Genomic DNA, 18,431 nt, shown 5'->3' with positions numbered 1-18,431 from the left:
CGACCGTCACTACGCCATTGTGCCCGCTCGCCACCCCGGTCCCGGCCGCATTTCCCGACCCGCCCGGCCGGGCCCCCGGAGGTGGCGGTCTCGGCCGGCATCGATGGGCCTCCCCGTTCGGTGTGGACTGGTCCCCTGATCGTTCCCCCGGCCGGGGGGCGGCCCGACGGCCCCCGGTGTGATCCAGATCACGGCAAATGGGTCGGGTGGGAGCGATGAGTTCCGGGCCGCGCGACGGTCTCTATTGCCGTAAACCCGAAGCGGAAGAGAAGCGAGCACCCCATGCGCATCGTGATCAACGAGTTCATCAGCCTCGACGGCGTCGTCCAGGCGCCCGGCGGCCCGCAGGAGGACACCGACGGCGGCTTCGCCCACGGCGGTTGGACGCACCCGTTCTTCGACCCGGAGGTGATGGGCGGCGCCATCGGCGAGGCCATGGGCAGGACCGAGGCGCTGCTCTTCGGCCGCCGCACCTGGCAGACGATGGCGGCGGCGTGGCCCGAGCGTGCCGGCGACCCGTTCGCCGACCACATGAACGCCGTCCGCAAGTACGTGGTGACCGGTACGCTCGCCGACTCCGAGCTGGCCTGGAACAACACCACCCGCATCCCCGGCGCCGAGGCCGTCGCCCGCCTCCGCGAGCTGCGCGCGACCGAGGGCGGAGACCTGGCGGTCATGGGCAGCCCCACCCTCGCGCGCACCCTGCTGAGCGAGGGCCTGGTCGACGAGCTCTGCCTCATGGTCATGCCGGTCGTGCTCGGCGGCGGGAAGACGATCTTCCCTGCGGACGGCGCCCTGCGCACGTTCGAGCTGGTCTCCACCGTGACCAGCAAGACCGGCGTCAACATCTGCACCTACCGGCCGGCGACGACTGCGTAACCGGACGGGAGCGGAAGGCCCGGCAGGGGGCTGGGGCTGGGGCTGAGCGGGGGATCGGCCGTGTCGCTCGCGGGCCTTGGCGCGGAGGGGCGCCGAGGCCCGCCGCTTGCCCGGTCTTCCGGGGCCCCCGCCCCGCCCCACCTCCACCGCCTGAGAGTCGCTCAGGGCACCTTTTCGACTGCCCACGCCTGCCTCACGGCAGGCGTGGGCAGCGCCTTGTGAGCCGGCCCGCGCGACGACCAGACCCTCGCGCTGCGCAGGCCCGGTCCTTGCGCTGTGCAGGCCAGACCCTCGCGTTGCGCAGCCCCGCGCGTCGGCAGCGCGGCGTCCGAGCGGGCCGCAGCCTGCGCAGAGCCCTGCACGGGCAGCGCGTCGACCGATCAGTGCCTCGCCCGGCCTCGCCCGGCCGGTTACCGGCCTCCCCTCACGCCGGTGGCATCGGCTGCCACAGGCACCCGCAGTCCGGGTGCCCCCGCAGCCTCAGCCGCCGCGACATGCCGTCCGTGGCCGAGAGCTCGCACCAGCCGTCCACGCTGGGCGGCCGGACGCCGTCGAGGTGGAGCTGGACGTGGAGGGCGGCGAGGCCGGCGACCGCCGTGGCCAGGGCGGTGTCGCACGCCGGGGTGCGGGCCCGGCCGGGGCCCTCGTCGGCGATCTGGGCGAGCAGCCGGGGCCAGCCGGCGTCCTCGTCCTCCCGCGCGAGCACCAGGCAGTGGCCGCACGCCGAGACCCCGGGCGTGACCAGAGGTCCGACCACCCCGATCTCCTCGACCACCCCGACGTACAGGTGGGGCGTCCCGGCGCGCAGCAGTTCCCTGGCCGCCTGCGTGCCGCCGGCGAAGGCGCCGCTGCCGTCCCGGGGCGCCAGTACCACCAGGTCGGGCGGCCTCTGGTCCTGGCTGCGGCGCGCGTCGGGCCCGGGACGCCGTCCGGACGCCCGTTGGACGGCCTCGCGGGCGGCGGTGGCGCGCAGTCGCCCGAGGTCGGAGGGCGGCAGCCCGGCGGGGGAGCAGTCCGCCGGGCCGACCCGGCCGTTGTCGGTCACCGTGACCGTGCCCGTGCCACCCGCGGAGAGGACGGCGGCGATCGCGGCCCCGACCCGGCCGGCGCCGCGGACCTCCACGCGTTGGCCGGCCCGCCGGGCCAGGACGGCGGGCCCGGCGCCCGGACCGGAGTGGACCAGGGAGAGCGAGGCGAGGTCGGGCCCGAGCAGCTCGCGGTGCGGCCGCGGGAAGCGGGTGAGCGCCGCGCCGGCGGCGTCGGCGTCGTCGAGCAGCCCGGTCCGTTCCAGTGTGTCGAGCAGCTCCTCGGTGGGCTCGCGTCCGAGGCCGGCCCGCTCGCCGGCGGCCAGCAGGGCGGGTCGGTCGCGCGTTCCGTCGATCAGTCCGAGGAAGTCGCGCAGTGGTCGGTCCACGTGTTCCAGCACACCGGCGTAGCGCTGGACGGTACCGAACTGCAGGGTCTCGGAGTCCCGCCAGCCGCGGGAGAGGGCGGGCTTCAGCAGCAGGCGCACGGCGGATTTCCTTCCGACGGTTTCCGGACGGCTGACGGCAGCATGCCCGATCACCCCGACGTCGTGCGCCGCGTTGTCCACAGGCGCGGCCTCATGATCAGAAGATCTGTTCGCACGCCCTGTGGATAACCTGGAGTCCGGCCCGGGGTCGTATTCCGGACACCTCTTGTCGGCCTTTCGTTCCCGATCACTCCACGAAAGATTTCGGCCACGGCAGCGGACTTCTGTCAGCGCTACCGGGTAACGTCGTGTGCCATGGCAGCCGAACGGGACTCCCATCCCCCGGCGTCGCGTCGGCGTGCCCGTGCAGCGTCCGGGTCGCAGGTCGCGGCGCCGAGCACGCGCGGGCGCCCTGATCAGCGGCCGGCCTCCGCCGAACCGCCGAAGCCCCCGCCGCACGCGGAGGGCCACGCCGAGGGCCATGTCGAGAAGTCGCACCCCGACCGCTCCCGCGTGGAGGTCCGCCGCAGCGCCCGGCGCAGCCGCACCGTCTCCGCCTACCGCGAGGGCGACCGCACGATCGTGCTGATCCCGGCCCGGATGTCGCACGCGGAGGAGCAGCGCTGGGTCACCCAGATGCTGGAGAAGCTGGCCGCCCAGGAGAGCCGGCGGGTGCTCGGCGACGACGCGCTGGCGGCCCGGGCGCGCGAGCTGTCCGCCGCCTATCTCGGCAGCCGGGCCCGGCCTGCCCAGGTCCGCTGGGTCACCAACCAGAACTCGCGCTGGGGTTCCTGCACCCCCAGCGAACGGACGATCCGGCTCTCGCACCGCCTCCAGGGGATGCCGGAGTACGTCGTCGACTACGTGCTGCTGCACGAGCTGGCCCACCTGCTGGTGCCGGACCACGGCCCCTCGTTCTGGGCGCTGCTGGAGGCCTACCCGCGGACGGAGCGGGCCCGCGGCTACCTGGAGGGTGTGGTCTCGGCCGCCCGGTTGCCGCACATCCCCGGCGCCCGGCACGCGGGGGGCCCGCAGGAGCCCGGCCCGGCCGGCTCCTGCGGCTGAGCGGCCGCGCCACCAGGGCGTGATGACAAGGGAACGACAGCGACAAGGGAACGACAGGCAAGGAGGGGGCGCGGACCATCTGGTCCGCGCCCCCTCCTCGTGCCTTCGCACCAACCTCAGGCGGTCAGCTCCCGCGCCCGCGCGACCAGGTCGCGGACCGAGTGGTCGGTCAGCTCGGGCAGGCGGTCGTAGTCGAACCAGCGCAGGTCCAGCGACTCCTCGCTGATCAGCTCCTGCGCCCCGGGCGGGGCCACCGCGATGTACTGGACGTCCAGGTGGGTGTTCTCCGGCCGGTCCTTGCCGGTGCAGCGGACGAGGTGCCGGTCGAGCTTGGCGGGCACCGGCAGACCGTCGACGGCCAGCAGGGCGAGGTCCGCGATGCCGGACTCCTCGGTGGCCTCGCGCAGCGCCGCGGCCGCGAGGTCGCGGTCGCCGGGCTCGCAGTGGCCGCCCATCTGCAGCCACATGCCGACCTTGGGGTGCAGGGTCAGCAGCACCCGCCCGGCGGCGGGGTCGACGACCGCCGCGCTGGCGGTGACGTGGGCGGGCAGGCAGGACCGGAACAGGCCCTCGGGCTGCTCGGCCAGGTGGTCCAGGTAGTCGCGGCGCAGCTGTTCCTGGTCCGGGTCGGCGGGCCGCCAGCGGCTCAGGGTGCGGACGGCGTCCGCGTGCAGGGCGGACGCGCCCGTCTCGGTGAGCGTCATGCGGTGGGCTCGCCCTTCCCGTTCTCGTCGTCGTCCTTCTTCTCCAGGTCGGGCTTGGAACCCTCGGAGGACGCGGCCGCCTCGCCGAGCAGCTTGTCGATCGCGTCGAAGTCGATGCCGCCCTCCAGGTCGCCGGCCGCGTCCCGGTGCACGAAGGCGTCCGGGTCGTCCAGGTCGGCGGCGGTGGGGAGCATGTCGGGGTGCTGCCAGAGGTCGTCGCGGCCCTCGACGCCGCGGGCGTCGGCGAGCAGCGCCCAGAGCCGGGAGGCGTCGCGCAGCCGGCGCGGGCGCAGCTCCAGGCCGACCAGGGTGGCGAAGGTCTGCTCGGCGGGCCCGCCGGCCGCGCGGCGGCGGCGGACGGTCTCGCGCAGCGCGCCGGCCTGCGGCAGGTGCGGCTGGGCGGCGGCGTGGACGACGGCGTCGACCCAGCCCTCGACCAGCGCGAGCGCCGTCTCCAGGCGGGCGAGCGCGGCCTTCTGCTCGGGGGTGTCCTCGGGCTGGAGCAGGCCGCCGGCCAGCGCCTCCTGGAGCGCCTCGGGGTTGCCCGGGTCGAGCTGGCCGACCAGCTCCTCCATCCGGGAGGTGTCGACCTTGATGCCGCGCGCATAGGCCTCGACGGCGCCGAACAGGTGGGCGCGCAGCCACGGCACGTGGGCGAAGAGGCGCTGGTGGGCGGCCTCGCGCAGGGCGAGGTAGAGGCGGACCTCGTCGGCGGGGACGTTCAGGCCCTCGCCGAACTCGGCGATGTTCTGCGGGAGCAGCGCGGCCTTGCCGGCCGGGGCGAGCGGCAGGCCGACGTCGGTGGAGCCGACCACCTCGGCGGCGAGGGCGCCGAGCGCCTGCCCGATCTGGGTGCCGAACATGGCGCCGCCCATCGAGCGCATCATGCCCATGAGCGGGCCGGCCATGGCCTGCATCTCCTCGGGCAGGACGCCGCCCATGGCGTTGCCGACCCGCTCGGCGACCGGGTCGACCAGGTCCTTCCAGACCGGGAGGGTGGCCTCGATCCACTCGGCCCGGCTCCAGGCGACGGCGGTGCCGGCCCCGGAGGGGAACTCGGTCGCGCCGTCCAGCCAGAGGTCGGCGAGCCGGACGGCCTCGGCGACGGCCGAGCGCTCGGCGGCGCCGACCGACCGGTCCTTGGACTTGCCCTCGGCGGGCTCGGCGACGACGGTCTGGCGGGCGATGTCCTTGGCGAGGTCCCAGTTCACCGGGCCGCCCTCGAAGGAGAGCATCTGCCCGAGCTGCTGGAAGGCGGCGCCGAGGTCGTTGGGGTTGAGCCCGCCGAACATCGCGGCGAACGGGTTGTCGGCCCCGCCGGGCGCGCCGGGGGTGCCGGGGCCGCCGGGCATCCCCATGCCGAACAGCGCGCCGAACGGGTTCCCGCCGAAGCCGAAGGGCTGCGGGCCGCCCTGCTGCGGCTCTCCCGGGTCCTTCTTCGCCTGCTCGTCGCCAGGCTTGCCCTTGGCGTCCTCGGGCTTGGCCTTGCCGTCCTCGGGCTCCTCTGGCGGAACGCCGAATCCGAAGGGAAGGTCGCTCACGGGGTCCTCGATCCGGTCGGCCGTCATGCGGGTGGTGGCGGGAAAGTCTGCAGGCCCGGGGCGGTCGGCGGAGTGGGGGACTCGTGGCCGGTGGGCGGCTCCCGCGCGGCTGGTCCGTGCCGGGTGCACCGCCGGGCCTTCGCCTCGGGCAGGATGGACGTACGTGACACGCGTACGTACGCACATAAGCTAACCGTGGAGGATGGCCGGTGAGTTCCCCGCCTTCGGACGTTCGCTCTGGGCTGACCGGAGGAGAGGACGCCCCGGACATCACGGCGTCGCCGCCTCCAGCCTACGGCGGCAAGCCGCTGACCGTGGCAGTGACGGGCGCCGCCGGCGTCCTCGGTGAGCGGGTCGCGGCCCGCCTGGTGGCCTCGCCGGGGGTGAAGAAGGTCCTCGCGGTCGACGACCGCCGGGGCGAGGTGCCGGGCGTGCAGTGGCGCGTCCTGGACGTCCGCGACCCGGCGGTGGCCGAGCGGCTGGCCGGGGTGGACGTGGTCGTCCACCTCGCGATGGACCTCGGCATGGAGTCCGACCCGCGGGCCCGCAGCGCCTACAACGTGCGCGGCGCGCAGACCGTGCTGACCGCGGCCGCGGCGGCCGGCGTGCACCGGGTGGTGCTCTGCACCTCGGCGATGGTCTACGGCGCGCTGGCCGACAACGAGGTGCCGCTGGCCGAGGACTCGGAGCTGCGGGCCACCGAGGAGGCCTCGCTGGTCGGGGACCTCCTGGAGATCGAGCGCCTGGCCCGGCGGGCCCCGCGCGCCCACCCCGGGCTCCAGGTGACGGTGCTGCGCCCGGCCGTGGTGGTCGGGCCCGGCGTCGACACCGTGCTGACCCGGCACTTCGAGGCGCCCCGGCTGCTGGTGGTGGCCGGCTCCCGGCCGTGCTGGCAGTTCTGCCATGTGGACGACCTCGCGGCGGCGCTGGAGTACGCGGCGCTGGGCCTGGTCGAGGGCGAGGTGACGGTCGGCTGCGACGGCTGGCTGGAGCAGGAGGACGTGGAGCGGCTGTCGGGGATCCGGCGGATGGAGCTGCCGGCCTCGCTGGCGCTGGGCACCGCGGCCCGGCTGCACCGCCTCGGCCTGACCCCGGCCCCGGCGGGGGACCTCGCCTACACGATGTACCCGTGGGTGGTCTCCGGCAGCCGGCTGCACGAGGCCGGGTGGCGGCCGGCCCACACCAACGAGCAGGTGCTGGCCGAGCTGCTGTCGCAGGTCTCCGGCAAGCACGCGGTGGCGGGGCGGCGGCTGGGCGGCAAGGAGGCCGCCACCAGCCTGGGCGCGGCCGGGGCGACGGTGGCGCTGGTCGGTACCGCGGCGCTGGTCCGGCGGGCGCGCAAGCGGCGCCGCTTCTGAGGGCCCGGGTTCTGAAGCCCCGGGTTCTGAGGTCCCGGGGTTCCAGAGGTCCCGGGTTCTGAGGTCCCGGGCTCTGAGGGCCGGCGCGTCGAACCCCCTCTCATTCTCACGATGCGAAATTTCGCAATCGTGATACGGAAGCCCCTTGCCCGAAGTCACCCGGGATGGGGAATCATGGGGTCATGTCCGAGAACCACGACCCCATCCGCCTGCTCGCCATCCGCGACACCCCGCTCTCGCTCGACGAGGTGTACGAGGCGGTCGGCGACGACGCGGCCGGCGGTACGACCGTCTTCGTCGGGACGGTCCGTGACCACGACGGCGGCAAGTCGGTCGCCGCGCTGGAGTACAGCTGCCACCCCACGGCCGAGGCGGAGATGCGCCGGATCGCCGAGAAGATCGTCGCGGACTTCCCCGTCCGCGCGCTCGCGGCCGTCCACCGGATCGGCCGGCTGGAGATCACCGACAAGGCCGTGATCGTCGCGGTCTCCTGCGCCCACCGCGGTGAGGCGTTCACCGCCGCCCGCCGGCTGATCGACGACCTCAAGCACGAGGTGCCGATCTGGAAGCACCAGGTGTTCGCCGACGGCGAGGAGGAGTGGGTGGGCGCGGGCAACTGCTGACCTGCTACAACTCTCCTGACACGCAGGCGCGCCGGGTCCTCACCCGAACGGGTGCGGGCCGGTACGCCGAATACTCCCTGGCAGTGAGCCGATCGGCCGTCCCGTAACCCGGACGGCGCCACCCGCGTTGTCCGCCGGGGTGGTTAATCTGCTCATAGACACGACGAGCTGGGAGTACTGACATGGCTGTGCTCGCCTGGTTGATCATTCCGGTTGTCGCCGCCCTGCTCGCCACGGTGTGGGCGGGCTGGGCCCAGCGGGCCCCGAGAGCCACGGGGGACCCCGCCTCACTCGCCGAGCACCGCCGCTTCATGGCCGCGATGGAACGGACCACCGCAGGCCCCGGCGAGGGCTCCGGCCGGTAGCCCGGGGGGCGCCCCGTCACCGGCGTCCCGTACTGTCGAGGCATGCCACGCCGCTCTGCGACGATGCTCGCCGCCACCCTGCTGCTCATAGCGCTGCTCTGCGCCTCGGTGCTGATGAAGGTGCCGTACACCGAGATGAGCCCGGGGCCGACGTACAACACGCTCGGCGTGCAGGACAAGACGGGCACGCCGGTGATCACCATCACCGGCCACGAGTCGTACCCGGTCAGCGGGCACCTCAACATGACGACCGTCCAGGTCACCGGGGCCCGGTACGAGCCGAGCCTGGTCAACGCGGTGGTCGGCTGGCTCCGCGACGACGTCCTGGTGGTGCCGCACGACAACGTGTACCCGCGGGGGCAGAGCGACGCGGAGGCCAAGAAGCAGAACGCCGAGGAGTTCACCCTCTCCGAGGACCACGCGCGGACGGCGGCGCTCACCCAGCTCGGCATCCCGATCGGCAGCGAGCTGATCGTCCAGTCGGTCACCGCCGGCGCCCCGGCCGAGGGCAGGCTGCACGCGGGCGACCGGATCATCGCGGTCGACGGCACCCCGGTCACCGACGCGGACGGCGTGGCCAAGGCGGTCACCAGGCACCAGCCGGGCGAGTCGGCGGTCTTCACCGTGGTGCCGATGGTCAAGGAGGGCGGCAAGGCCGACCCGGCGGCGGCCCGGACCGACATCACCGTCCCGACCGTGAAGTCGCCGGACACCGGCAGTGCGATGGTCGGCATCCGCCCCGGCGTCCGGCACACCTACCCGTTCCAGATCGACATCGGCCTGCAGGACGTCGGCGGTCCGAGTGCCGGGCTGATGTTCTCGCTCGGCATCATCGACAAGCTGACGCCCGAGGACCTCACCGGCGGCAGGTTCGTCGCCGGGACGGGCACCATCGACGACGGCGGCAAGGTCGGCCCGATCGGCGGGATATCGATGAAGCTGATCGCCGCCCGGGACGCCGGCGCCGAGTTCTTCCTCACCCCGGCCTCCAACTGCGCCGAGGCGGGGAAGAACACCCCGTCCGGGCTGAGGCTGGTCAAGGCCGAGACGCTGGACGGCGCGCTGAAGTCGTTGGAGCAGATCCGCTCCGGGCAGACCTCCGCGCTGCCGTCCTGCGCCGGGTAGCACCGCCCCGCGCCACGGAGGGGCAGGGCGGGGAGCGAGCGGCTAGGAGAAGGTCGCGAGCAGGGCGTCGGTCAGGCCCGGGACGAGGTCGGGGCCGGTCAGCACCTCGCGCGCGACATCCTTGGAACGCAGCCGCAGGGCGATCTCCTTCTTGCCGTTGCGCAGCACGGCGGCGGTGATCCGCACCTCCTCGCGCTTGGGGTGGTTGGCCACCCAGTCGGCGAGCTGGGCGTCGGAGGCGTTGCGCGGGCGGGACTGCTCGGAGCCCGGCGGCAGCATCAGCCGCTCGACCACCAGGGCGCAGCCGGCCACGGCGTCGGGCCAGGCGATCGTGCCGAGGAACTTGTCCAGCTCCATGCCGGCCGGCAGTTCGTCCTGCTCGACCGGGGTGAGGCCGGGCTCCTCGCTGTCGCCGAGGCCGAGCTGCTCGGCGATCCGGGGGTCGGCCTTGCGCAGCGCGGCGCTGTCCACCAGGGCGAACAGCCGGGCCGGGAGGTCCCAGCCGAGGGTGGCGGCGTACTCGTCGATCTCCAGGGCGGCCCGGGTCAGCGGGGTCGCGGCCGGGAGCTTGGAGACGTCGTCGGGGGAATTGGTGGCATCGGACATGCCTCAATCCTCACACGCCGGGCGCCCCGGGCGGTGCCACCGGCGGGCGCGGACGGCGGGCGGGTGCGCCGGGGGAAGCTTGTCGTAACCGTCTGCTAACGGCGGGAACTCGGCTAAAGCCTGGTTAAGTTGCACTGACGACCGACCGATTCCAGACGACACAGCTGAGGTGCCCGTGGTATTCCAGATGCCGGAACGCTCAGGGCCGGGATTCCGGCGCAGGGTAGGCCCGCCCTCCCGGCGCGCGCGGGTGCTCCTGCTGACCCTGGGCGTACTCGCGGTGCTCTTCCTGCTGTTCGTCATGTTCGCCGGATTCTGGACGGACTGGCTCTGGTTCAAGTCGGTCCACTACTCCTCGGTGTTCACCACCCAGCTCTGGACGAAGATCGGCCTGTTCGCCGTCTTCGGCCTGCTGATGGCGGTGATCGTCGGCTTCAACGTCTGGCTGGCGCACCGGCTCCGGCCGCCGCTGTCGGCGATGTCGGTGGAGCAGCAGAGCCTGGACCGCTACCGGGCCGGGCTCGCGCCGTTCAAGCGCTGGGCGCTGGTCGGCGTCTCGCTGGTGATCGGTCTGGTGGCGGGCGCCGCGGCGTCCGGCCAGTGGCGGACGTGGCTGCTCTGGACCAACGAGACGTCCTTCGGCGTCAAGGACGCGCAGTTCGGCCTGGACGTCTCGTTCTACGCCTTCGAGCTGCCGTTCTACGAGTTCCTGCTCGGCTTCGCGTTCAGCGCGGTGATCGTCTCGCTGCTGGCCTCGGTGCTGGTGCACTACCTGTACGGGGGTCTGCGGCTGCAGGGCCCGGGCCGCCGGGCCAGCGTCGGCGCGCAGGGCCACCTGGCGGTGCTGCTCGGCGTGTTCGTGCTGCTGAAGGCGGTGGCGTACTGGCTGGACCGGTACGCGCTGGCGGTGAAGACCGGCTCGTACAAGGGCGTCACCGGCTGGACCGGCCTGCGCTACGTGGACGCCAACGCGTTCCTGCCGGCCAAGACCATCCTGTTCTTCGTCGCGATCATCTGCGCGGTGCTGTTCTTCCTGACCCCGGTCCGCCGCACCTGGGCCCCGGCCCTGATCGGCCTCGGGCTGATGGTGCTCTCGGCGGTGCTGATCGGCGGGGTGTACCCGGCGATCGTGCAGCAGTTCCAGGTCAAGCCGAACGAGCAGGCCAAGGAGACGCCGTACATCCAGAAGAACATCGACGCGACGCGGAAGGCGTACGGGATCGCGGACAGCGAGGTCACCACCTACGAGCCGGGGAACGCGACCAACGCGGACGCGTTGAAGCCGGACGCCCAGACCATCGCGGACATCCGCCTGCTGGACCCGAACGTGGTCGGCCCGACCTTCCAACAGAACCAGGCGCTGCGGAAGTACTACGCCTTCCCCAAGTCGCTGGACGTCGACCGGTACGGCTCGCAGGACACCGTGCTGGGCGTGCGCGAGCTGGACCTCAACGGCATCCAGCGGAACTGGATCAACGACCACTTCAACTACACCCACGGCTACGGCCTGATCGCCGCCAAGGGCAACCAGGTCGACGCCAACGGCAACCCGGTCTACACCGAGTCCGCGCTGCCGACCAAGGGCGCGTTCGGCCCGTACGAGCAGCGCGTCTACTACGGCGAGAAGACGTCGACGTACTCGATCGTCGGCGGCGGGTACCAGGACATCGACTACACGGCGGAGGACGGCACCCCGGTGCACTTCTCCTACACCGGCGACAGCGGCGTCTCGCTGGGCAACCCGCTCACCCGGGCCGCGTACGCGGTGAAGTTCGCCGAGCCGCAGATCCTCTACTCGGACGCCATCAAGGACGGCGCCAAGGTCATCTACGACCGCACCCCCAAGGAGCGGGTCGAGAAGGTCGCCCCCTGGCTGTCCATCGACGCCGACCCCTACCCGGTGGTGCAGGACAACAAGCTGGTCTGGGTGCTGGACGGCTACACCACCTCGGACGGCTACCCGTTCTCGTCCAAGACGACCCTGGGCGACGTCACCAAGGACTCGCTGACCAACCAGCGCGGTGAGCTGCTGACCGCCGCCAACAAGGTCAACTACATCCGCAACTCGGTCAAGGCGACCGTGGACGCGTACACCGGCGAGGTGACGCTCTACCAGTGGGACGAGAGCGACCCGGTCCTGAAGACCTGGATGAAGGCGTTCCCCGGCACCGTCAGGGCGAAGGCCGAGATCCCGTCCACGCTGATGCCGCACCTGCGGTACCCGCAGGACATGTTCAAGGTGCAGCGCGACCTGCTCGCCGAGTACCACATGACCGACGCCGGCGGCTTCTTCAACGGCACCGACATCTGGCAGGTGCCGGCCGACCCGACCACCAACACCAACGAGGTGCAGCCGCCGTACTACCTGACGGTCCGGATGCCCGAGGCGCAGGCGGCGACCTTCTCGCTCACCACCAGCTTCGCGCCGAGCGGGCGTGACAACCTGGCCGCCTTCATGTCGGCCAGCGCGGACCCGGGCCCGGACTACGGGAAGATCCGGATCGCCAAGATGCCGACCGGCTCCGGGGCGCTCGGCCCGAAGCAGGTGCAGGCGAAGTTCAACTCGGACCCGACGGTCGCCAACCAGCTCACGCTGCTGAAGACCGGTACCGACTCCGACATCGAGTACGGCAACCTGCTGACCCTGCCGGTCGGCGGCGGCCTGCTCAACGTCGAGCCGGTCTACCTGATCGGCCGCAGCGCCAAGGTGCCGGTGCTGAAGAAGGTGCTGGCGACGTACGGGAACGAGAACGCCGTCGTGGCCGTGGAGGACAACCTGGAGAAGGCGCTGGCCAAGGTCCTCGGCGGCGCGGTGACCGGTGCGCCGGTCACGCCCACCGTTCCCGGCACCTCGCCGACCACGCCCGTCACGCCGACGACCCCCGTCACGCCGGCCACGCCGGGCACCGGCGTCCCGGCGGACCTCCAGAAGGCGATCGCGGACGTGCTGAAGGCTCAGAACGACGTCGACAACGCCCTCAAGGCCGGCGACTGGGTGGCCCTCGGCCAGGCGCAGAAGGCGCAGAGCGAGGCGGCCAAGGCGCTGGCCGCGGCCCAGCAGAAGGCGGGCCTCGCCCCGGCGGCCACGCCGTCGCCGTCGGCGGCCGCGACCGGCTCGCCGGGTGCCACGCCGTCGCCGGGGGCGAGCACCGGCCCCTGAGCTGCGGTAACCGATTGTTGTTCCGCCCCGCGACCGTGCTATGGTTCAACTACCGACGCGGGGTGGAGCAGCTCGGTAGCTCGCTGGGCTCATAACCCAGAGGTCGCAGGTTCAAATCCTGTCCCCGCTACTCAGTAGCAACCAGAGGCCCGGAGGATAATCCTCCGGGCCTCTGGCGTTTTCCCCGAGGGGTGTGTGGGTCCGCTCCGGTACTATCGACCGTCGCCAACGAGGCCGGCATTGGGGTTTGTGGTGCCGAAGTGTCGGGAAATCGACAAAGCGTCGAAGCAATTTCGTCGGCTTCGGTTCCGCCTCGCCGAAATCGGCCGGGGCAGGTGTACGCGGGTTGCGGGTGATGCGACGATGGGACACATGGGGGACGCTGACCGGCTGCTGACCGGCCGTCGGATCCGACGCGTCCCCTGGGGGTCCCCCCGGCCGAAGGCTGGGGGCAAATGCCGCGACACTCTGGGGGAGCGGGAGTCGGCATGAGGCTGATCGGCAGGAACGGACCAGGAGCCAAGCCCGCTGCGGCCACCGAGGCGGACACCGACGCCTGGGCGGAGAGCCCCGAGAACCACCCCGGCGCGCTTCCCGCCCAGCGCACCAGCGGCCTGACGGAGCGCCGTCCCTCCGGCGGCTACGGCCCCGACAGCCTGGTGCACGTCTCCGCCCGCCAGTTCGCCGCCTCCATCGGCCCCTACGGCGCCATGGCCGAGGCCGCCGACGGGGAGGACGGGCGCGACCCCGCCGCCCGCCGCTACGACGACGGCGACGAGGCCGGCTTCGACTCCGCCAGCTTCGAGACCGCGCTCGCCGCCCGCGAGCAGGCCGCCCTGGAGTCCCGGCACCGCCAGGCCGCCGACGAGGGCGACCCGGACGCCGCCGGCCGGCTCGGCACCCTCCTGCTGCGCCGAGGCGACCTGGAGGACGCCGAACCGTACCTGCGCAGCGCCGCCGCCGCCGGGCTGCGCGCCGCCGCCAACAACCTCGGAGTCCTGCTGCACCAGCAGGGCCACCGGGCCGAGGCCGCCCAGTGGTGGCGGCAGGCGGCGGTCGCCGGCAGCGCGCCCGCCGCGCACGCGCTCGGCCTCCAGTTGCGCGACCAGGGCGAGGAGGAGGCCGCCGAGTACTGGCTGCACTTCGCCGCCGACCACGGCCACCCGCTCGGCGCCTACGCGCTGGGCGACCTGATGGAGCACCGGCGCGACGTCCGCGCCGAGCGCTGGTTCAAGGTGTCCGCCGACGCCGGGCACCGGGAGGCCGCCTACCGGCTGGCCCGGATGCGCGAGGCCGCCGGGGACAAGGAGACCGCCGAGACCTGGTACCGCACCGCCGCCGCACGCAGTCACGCCCGCGCCGCGCTGCGGCTGGGCGTGCTGCTGGAGGAGCGCGCCCGCACCGACCAGTCGCTGCTGGACGAGGCCGCCCGCTGGTACCGGCAGTCGGCGCAGAACGGCGAACCGCGCGCCGCCTGCGCGCTGGGCTTCCTGCTGCGCGACTCGGGGGACGCCACGGCCGCCGCCGAGTGGTGGCAGGAGGCCGCCGAGGCAGGCGACGGCAACGCCGCCAACGCCCTCGGCGCACTGCACGCCTCCCGCGGCGAGGCCGCCGAGGCCGAGCGCTGGTACCGCGGCGCGCTGGACGCCGGCGACCAGAACGGCGCCTTCAACCTGGGCCTGCTCTGCGCCGGCACCGGCCGCGACCAGCAGGCCGAGCAGTGGTACCGCCGGGCCGCGTACGCCGGGCACCGGGAGGCCTGCAACGCGCTGGCCGTGGTCCTGCTCCAGCGCGGCGACGAGTCCGGCGCCGAGCCGTGGTTCTCCAAGGCGGCCGAGGCGGGCAGCGTGGACGGCGCCTTCAACCTGGGCGTCCTGCACGCCGGGCGCGGCGAGCACCGCCAGGCGCAGGAGTGGTACGCACGCGCCGCCGCCGAGGGGCACGGCGAGGCGGCGCTCCAACTGGCCGTCGTCCAGGAGCAGCGCGGCAACCTGGCGGGCGCGCTGGAGCGCTACCGGCAGGCGGCCGCGGGCGGTTCGGCGGAGGGCGCCTTCCGGCTGGCCTCGGTGCTGGACCGGCGCGGCGATGCCGACGCGGAGGCCGAGCACTGGTACGCCCTCGCGGCCGACGCCGGCCACCGGCGGGCGCAGGTGCGGATGGGCGTGCGGGCGGCGGAGCGCGGGGCGCTGGAGATCGCGGAGAGCTGGTACCGGCGGGCGGCCGAGGCGGGCAGCCGCAGTGCGGCGTTCAACCTGGGCCTGCTGCTGGCCCGGCAGGACAGCGAGGCGGAGGCGATGCTCTGGTACACCCGGGCCGCCGATGCGGGCCACGGCCGGGCCGCGCTGCGGCTGGCCCTGCTGGCGCTGCGCCGGGGCGAGCCGGTGCAGGCGGAGAACTGGTGCCGGCGGGCCGCGGACTACGGACCGGCGGAGGTCGCGGAGCGTGCCGGGCGCCTGCTGGGCGCGCTGCACGCGGAGTTGAGCGCGTAACGGGCGTCGGCGGCCCGGTCAGGGTCTGTCGGTACAGGCCGGACAGAGACCCCGGTAGGTGATCTCGGCGCCGGAGACGGTGAAGCCGAAGCGCTCGGAGGCGGGCAGGGCGGCCAGCGGGTCGCCCTGCGGGTGGACGTCGCGGATCGCGCCGCAGCCGGAGCAGACCAGGTGCTGGTGGGCGTGGTGCGCGTTGGGGTCGTACCGCTTGGCCCGGCCGTCGGTGGCGACCTCCAGGACCTCGCCGAGGCAGACCAGTTCGCCGAGCGTGTTGTAGACCGTCGCGCGGCTGATCTCGGGCAGCAGGGCCACGGCGCGGGCGTGCACCTCGTCGGCCGTGAGGTGGACGTGTTCACCGTCGAGGACCTCGGCGACGACCCGGCGCTGCGAGGTCAGCCGCCACCCACGTCCGCGAAGTCGTTCCAGCAGGTCACTCATGCGTACAGGGTAGGTGAGACTCCGAGTCTGGTTCCAGTGTTGACTTAGACAAAGTCCAAGTTAGGATCGAGTCCGTCACGATCGGAACCCGCGGAGGCACCCTCTTATGACTACCCAGGACGAGCTGCGCCCCACCCTCACCACGGAGGCGGGTGCCCCCGTCGCCGACAACCAGAACACCGAGACCGCCGGCCTCGGCGGTCCGGCGCTGATCCAGGACCAGCAACTGTTCGAGAAGCTCGCGCACTTCAACCGGGAGCGCATCCCGGAGCGCGTGGTGCACGCCCGCGGCGCGGCGGCGTACGGCACCTTCACGGTGACCGCCGACGTCACCGCCTACACCCGGGCGGCCTTCCTCGGCGAGGTCGGGAAGCAGACCGAGACCTTCCTGCGGTTCTCCACCGTGGCCGGCAACCTCGGCTCCGCCGACGCCGTCCGCGACCCGCGCGGTTTCGCGCTGAAGTTCTACACCGAGGAGGGCAACTACGACCTCGTCGGCAACAACACCCCGGTGTTCTTCATCAAGGACGCCACCAAGTTCCCCGACTTCATCCACACCCAGAAGCGGGACCCGTACACCGGCTCGCAGGAGGCGGACAACGTCTGGGACTTCTGGGGCCTGTCGCCCGAGTCGACCCACCAGGTGACCTGGCTCTTCGGTGACCGCGGCATCCCGGCCACCTACCGCCACCTCAACGGCTACGGCTCGCACACCTACCAGTGGCAGAACGAGGCCGGCGAGCACTTCTGGGTCAAGTACCACTTCAAGACCGACCAGGGCATCAGGAACCTGACGGCCGAGGAGGCGGCGAAGCTCGCGGGCGAGGACCCGGACAGCCACCAGCGCGACCTGCGCGAGGCGATCGAGCGCGGCGAGTTCCCGACCTGGACGGTGCAGGTCCAGATCATGCCGGCGGCGGACGCGGCCCAGTACCGCTTCAACCCGTTCGACCTGACCAAGGTCTGGCCGCACGAGGACTACCCGCCGATCGAGATCGGCAAGCTGGAGCTGAACCGCAACCCCGACAACATCTTCGCCGAGGTCGAGCAGTCGATCTTCTCCCCGGCGCACTTCGTGCCCGGCATAGGCCCGTCCCCGGACAAGATGCTGCAGGGCCGCCTGTTCGCCTACGCGGACGCCCACCGCTACCGCGTCGGCATCAACGCCGACCACCTGCCGGTGAACCGCCCGCACGCCACCGAGGCGCGCAACAACAGCCGCGACGGCCACCTGTACGACGGCCGCCACGGCCGCCAGAAGAACTACGAGCCCAACAGCTTCGGCGGTCCGGTGCAGACCGGCCGTCCGCTCTGGGCCCCGACCGCCGTCACCGGCGCCACCGGTACCCACGAGGCGCCCTCGCACAGCGAGGACAACGACTTCGTGCAGGCCGGCAACCTGTACCGGCTGTTCTCCGAGGACGAGAAGCAGCGGCTGATCGCCAACCTGGCCGGCTTCATCGCCAAGGTCTCGGCCGACCGCGACGACATCGTCGAGCGGGCGGTCGAGAACTTCCGCAAGGCCGACGCCGACTACGGCCGGCGGCTGGACGCGGCGGTGCGGGAGCTGCGCAAGCAGCAGTAGCGCCACCCCCGATGAGCAGCGGGCCCGTCCCGGCCGGAAGACCGGTCGGAACGGGCCCGCACCCATGTCCGGACGAGGCGCCCGGGGCCCTGCGGCTCAGACGCTGAGGCGGCGCAGGGCCTCCTCGTGCAGCAGGCCGTTGGAGGCGACCGCGTCGGCGCCGCCCGGGCCCGGGATGCCGTCCAGGCCGGTGAAGCGGCCGCCGGCCTCCTCGACGATGACGCAGTTGGCGGCCATGTCCCAGAGGGAGAGCTCGGGCTCGGCGGCGATGTCCACCGCGCCCTCGGCGACCATCATGTACGACCAGAAGTCGCCGTAGGCGCGGGTGCGCCAGCAGGCCCGGGTGAGGTCCAGGAACGGGTCGAGCCGGCCGCGGTCCTCCCAGCCGGAGAGCGAGGAGTAGGAGAACGAGGCGTCCTCGATCCGGGAGACGCCGGAGACGTGGATCCGGCCCGCCTTGGCCAGGCTGCGGCCGGCGAAGGCGCCGAGGTCCTTGGCCGCCCACCAGCGGCGGTTCAGCGCGGGGGCGGAGACGATGCCGACCACCGGGCGCTCCACGCCGTCCGGGCCGTCCTCCAGCAATGCGATCAGGGTGGCCCAGACCGGCACGCCGCGGATGTAGTTCTTGGTGCCGTCGATCGGGTCGATCACCCAGCGGCGCGGGCCGGATCCCTGGAGGCCGAACTCCTCGCCGAGCACCGCGTCGCGCGGCCGGGCGCGCTGGAGCACGCTGCGCACCAGCTCCTCGGCGGCCTTGTCGGCGTCGCTGACGGGGGTGAGGTCGGGCTTGGTCTCGATCTTCAGGTCGAGGGCCCGGAAACGCTCCAGGGTGACCGAGTCGGCCGAGTCGGCGAGGACGTGGGCGAGTCGGAGATCGTCGTGGTAGTCGGCCATGGCCAAGACCCTAGCGAGCCCGCCCTGATCGGGACAGTCGGGCTCGCGGAGCGGACAGGAACGTTCCGGCCAGTGTGCAGCCCCCCCCGGGCCGGCCCGGGGCGGACGGCCGGGCACTCCGGGCGGCGACCCGGTGCGCGGGGCCC

15 protein-coding genes and 1 tRNA gene are annotated in these 18,431 nt (G+C 73.1%); 10 read left to right on the top strand and 6 right to left on the bottom strand.

The window, feature by feature from the left end; all coding sequences use genetic code 11:
- The first annotated feature begins 282 nt into the window (after positions 1–282).
- Positions 283–879 (top strand): dihydrofolate reductase family protein, encoded by a 597-nt coding sequence (locus tag C2142_RS14425; protein WP_148643014.1) that lies wholly within the window; start codon positions 283–285, stop codon positions 877–879.
- A 424-nt stretch (positions 880–1,303) separates the two neighbouring features.
- On the opposite strand, the gene C2142_RS14420 is transcribed toward C2142_RS14425, so the two are convergent.
- Positions 1,304–2,392, bottom strand: coding sequence for a ThiF family adenylyltransferase (locus tag C2142_RS14420; protein WP_162002471.1), 1,089 nt, complete (start codon positions 2,390–2,392; stop codon positions 1,304–1,306).
- A gap of 453 nt (positions 2,393–2,845) precedes the next feature.
- Between C2142_RS14420 and C2142_RS14415 the strand changes: the two genes are divergently transcribed.
- Positions 2,846–3,397 (top strand): M48 family metallopeptidase, encoded by a 552-nt coding sequence (locus C2142_RS14415; RefSeq protein WP_148643012.1) that lies wholly within the window; start codon positions 2,846–2,848, stop codon positions 3,395–3,397.
- Between the two features lie 116 nt (positions 3,398–3,513).
- Here C2142_RS14415 and C2142_RS14410 read toward each other — a convergent pair whose 3' ends face one another.
- Together C2142_RS14410 and C2142_RS14405 are read right to left on the bottom strand one after the other, a co-directional pair.
- Positions 3,514–4,101 carry an NUDIX hydrolase gene (locus C2142_RS14410; RefSeq protein ID WP_148643011.1) on the bottom strand — a complete coding sequence of 196 codons (588 nt, stop codon included), beginning with the start codon at positions 4,099–4,101 and terminating at the stop codon, positions 3,514–3,516.
- The gene (locus C2142_RS14405) at positions 4,098–5,642 is read right to left on the bottom strand and encodes a zinc-dependent metalloprotease (RefSeq protein WP_148643010.1); all 1,545 of its coding nucleotides are present in this window, start codon (positions 5,640–5,642) and stop codon (positions 4,098–4,100) included. Before C2142_RS14405 ends, C2142_RS14410 begins: the two co-directional genes overlap by 4 nt.
- A 269-nt stretch (positions 5,643–5,911) precedes the next feature.
- Between C2142_RS14405 and C2142_RS14400 the strand changes: the two genes are divergently transcribed.
- The 4 genes from C2142_RS14400 to C2142_RS14385 all read left to right on the top strand — a co-directional run bounded on the left by C2142_RS14400 (position 5,912) and on the right by C2142_RS14385 (position 9,113).
- Positions 5,912–7,000: an NAD-dependent epimerase/dehydratase family protein gene (locus C2142_RS14400; protein WP_174315701.1), complete on the top strand. Its 1,089-nt coding sequence runs from the start codon at positions 5,912–5,914 to the stop codon at positions 6,998–7,000.
- Positions 7,001–7,182: 182 nt separating this feature from the next.
- Positions 7,183–7,623, top strand: coding sequence for a molybdenum cofactor biosynthesis protein MoaE (locus C2142_RS14395; protein WP_241002573.1), 441 nt, complete (start codon positions 7,183–7,185; stop codon positions 7,621–7,623).
- Between the two features lie 182 nt (positions 7,624–7,805).
- Complete coding sequence (locus C2142_RS14390; RefSeq protein WP_148643008.1) at positions 7,806–7,988, top strand: hypothetical protein; 183 nt, start codon at positions 7,806–7,808, stop codon at positions 7,986–7,988.
- A 42-nt stretch (positions 7,989–8,030) separates the two neighbouring features.
- The gene (locus tag C2142_RS14385; RefSeq protein WP_148643007.1) at positions 8,031–9,113 is read left to right on the top strand and encodes a PDZ domain-containing protein; all 1,083 of its coding nucleotides are present in this window, start codon (positions 8,031–8,033) and stop codon (positions 9,111–9,113) included.
- Positions 9,114–9,155: 42 nt separating this feature from the next.
- Here C2142_RS14385 and C2142_RS14380 read toward each other — a convergent pair whose 3' ends face one another.
- Entirely contained in the window at positions 9,156–9,719 is a 564-nt protein-coding gene (locus C2142_RS14380) for a PPA1309 family protein (protein ID WP_148643006.1), read from the bottom strand.
- A 187-nt stretch (positions 9,720–9,906) separates the two neighbouring features.
- Here C2142_RS14380 and C2142_RS14375 point away from each other — a divergent pair, with 187 nt between their 5' ends.
- From C2142_RS14375 to C2142_RS14365, 3 genes are all read left to right on the top strand, one after another.
- A complete protein-coding gene (locus C2142_RS14375) occupies positions 9,907–12,879 on the top strand; it encodes a UPF0182 family protein (protein WP_148643005.1) in 2,973 nt (990 codons plus the stop codon).
- 56 nt (positions 12,880–12,935) lie between these two features.
- Positions 12,936–13,009: transfer RNA gene (locus C2142_RS14370), tRNA-Met, on the top strand.
- Between the two features lie 358 nt (positions 13,010–13,367).
- Complete coding sequence (locus tag C2142_RS14365; protein WP_241002572.1) at positions 13,368–15,368, top strand: tetratricopeptide repeat protein; 2,001 nt, start codon at positions 13,368–13,370, stop codon at positions 15,366–15,368.
- A gap of 18 nt (positions 15,369–15,386) precedes the next feature.
- Here C2142_RS14365 and C2142_RS14360 read toward each other — a convergent pair whose 3' ends face one another.
- The gene (locus tag C2142_RS14360; protein ID WP_148643004.1) at positions 15,387–15,806 is read right to left on the bottom strand and encodes a Fur family transcriptional regulator; all 420 of its coding nucleotides are present in this window, start codon (positions 15,804–15,806) and stop codon (positions 15,387–15,389) included.
- Between the two features lie 106 nt (positions 15,807–15,912).
- Here C2142_RS14360 and C2142_RS14355 point away from each other — a divergent pair, with 106 nt between their 5' ends.
- Positions 15,913–17,391, top strand: a complete 1,479-nt coding sequence (locus tag C2142_RS14355; RefSeq protein WP_148643003.1) for a catalase — start codon at positions 15,913–15,915, stop codon at positions 17,389–17,391.
- Between the two features lie 96 nt (positions 17,392–17,487).
- On the opposite strand, the gene hisN is transcribed toward C2142_RS14355, so the two are convergent.
- A complete protein-coding gene (gene hisN / locus C2142_RS14350) occupies positions 17,488–18,285 on the bottom strand; it encodes a histidinol-phosphatase (RefSeq protein WP_148643002.1) in 798 nt (265 codons plus the stop codon).
- Positions 18,286–18,431 lie beyond the last annotated feature (146 nt).

The organism is Streptomyces sp. CB01881 (assembly GCF_002953255.1).
Classification (GTDB): domain Bacteria; phylum Actinomycetota; class Actinomycetes; order Streptomycetales; family Streptomycetaceae; genus Kitasatospora.
Note: the sequence above shows the minus strand (reverse complement) of the source record. Positions and strands in the feature narration are given on the sequence as shown.

Excerpts from the sequence above, each read along its gene's own strand:
- hisN (WP_148643002.1), bottom strand. The coding sequence starts at position 18,285 with ATGGCCGACTACCACGACGATCTCCGACTCGCCCACGTCCTCGCCGAC.
- C2142_RS14410 (WP_148643011.1), bottom strand. The coding sequence starts at position 4,101 with ATGACGCTCACCGAGACGGGCGCGTCCGCCCTGCACGCGGACGCCGTC.
- C2142_RS14375 (WP_148643005.1), top strand. The coding sequence starts at position 9,907 with ATGCCGGAACGCTCAGGGCCGGGATTCCGGCGCAGGGTAGGCCCGCCC.
- C2142_RS14390 (WP_148643008.1), top strand. The coding sequence starts at position 7,806 with ATGGCTGTGCTCGCCTGGTTGATCATTCCGGTTGTCGCCGCCCTGCTC.
- C2142_RS14365 (WP_241002572.1), top strand. The coding sequence starts at position 13,368 with ATGAGGCTGATCGGCAGGAACGGACCAGGAGCCAAGCCCGCTGCGGCC.
- C2142_RS14385 (WP_148643007.1), top strand. The coding sequence starts at position 8,031 with ATGCCACGCCGCTCTGCGACGATGCTCGCCGCCACCCTGCTGCTCATA.
- C2142_RS14425 (WP_148643014.1), top strand. The coding sequence starts at position 283 with ATGCGCATCGTGATCAACGAGTTCATCAGCCTCGACGGCGTCGTCCAG.
- C2142_RS14395 (WP_241002573.1), top strand. The coding sequence starts at position 7,183 with ATGTCCGAGAACCACGACCCCATCCGCCTGCTCGCCATCCGCGACACC.
- C2142_RS14355 (WP_148643003.1), top strand. The coding sequence starts at position 15,913 with ATGACTACCCAGGACGAGCTGCGCCCCACCCTCACCACGGAGGCGGGT.
- C2142_RS14380 (WP_148643006.1), bottom strand. The coding sequence starts at position 9,719 with ATGTCCGATGCCACCAATTCCCCCGACGACGTCTCCAAGCTCCCGGCC.
- C2142_RS14360 (WP_148643004.1), bottom strand. The coding sequence starts at position 15,806 with ATGAGTGACCTGCTGGAACGACTTCGCGGACGTGGGTGGCGGCTGACC.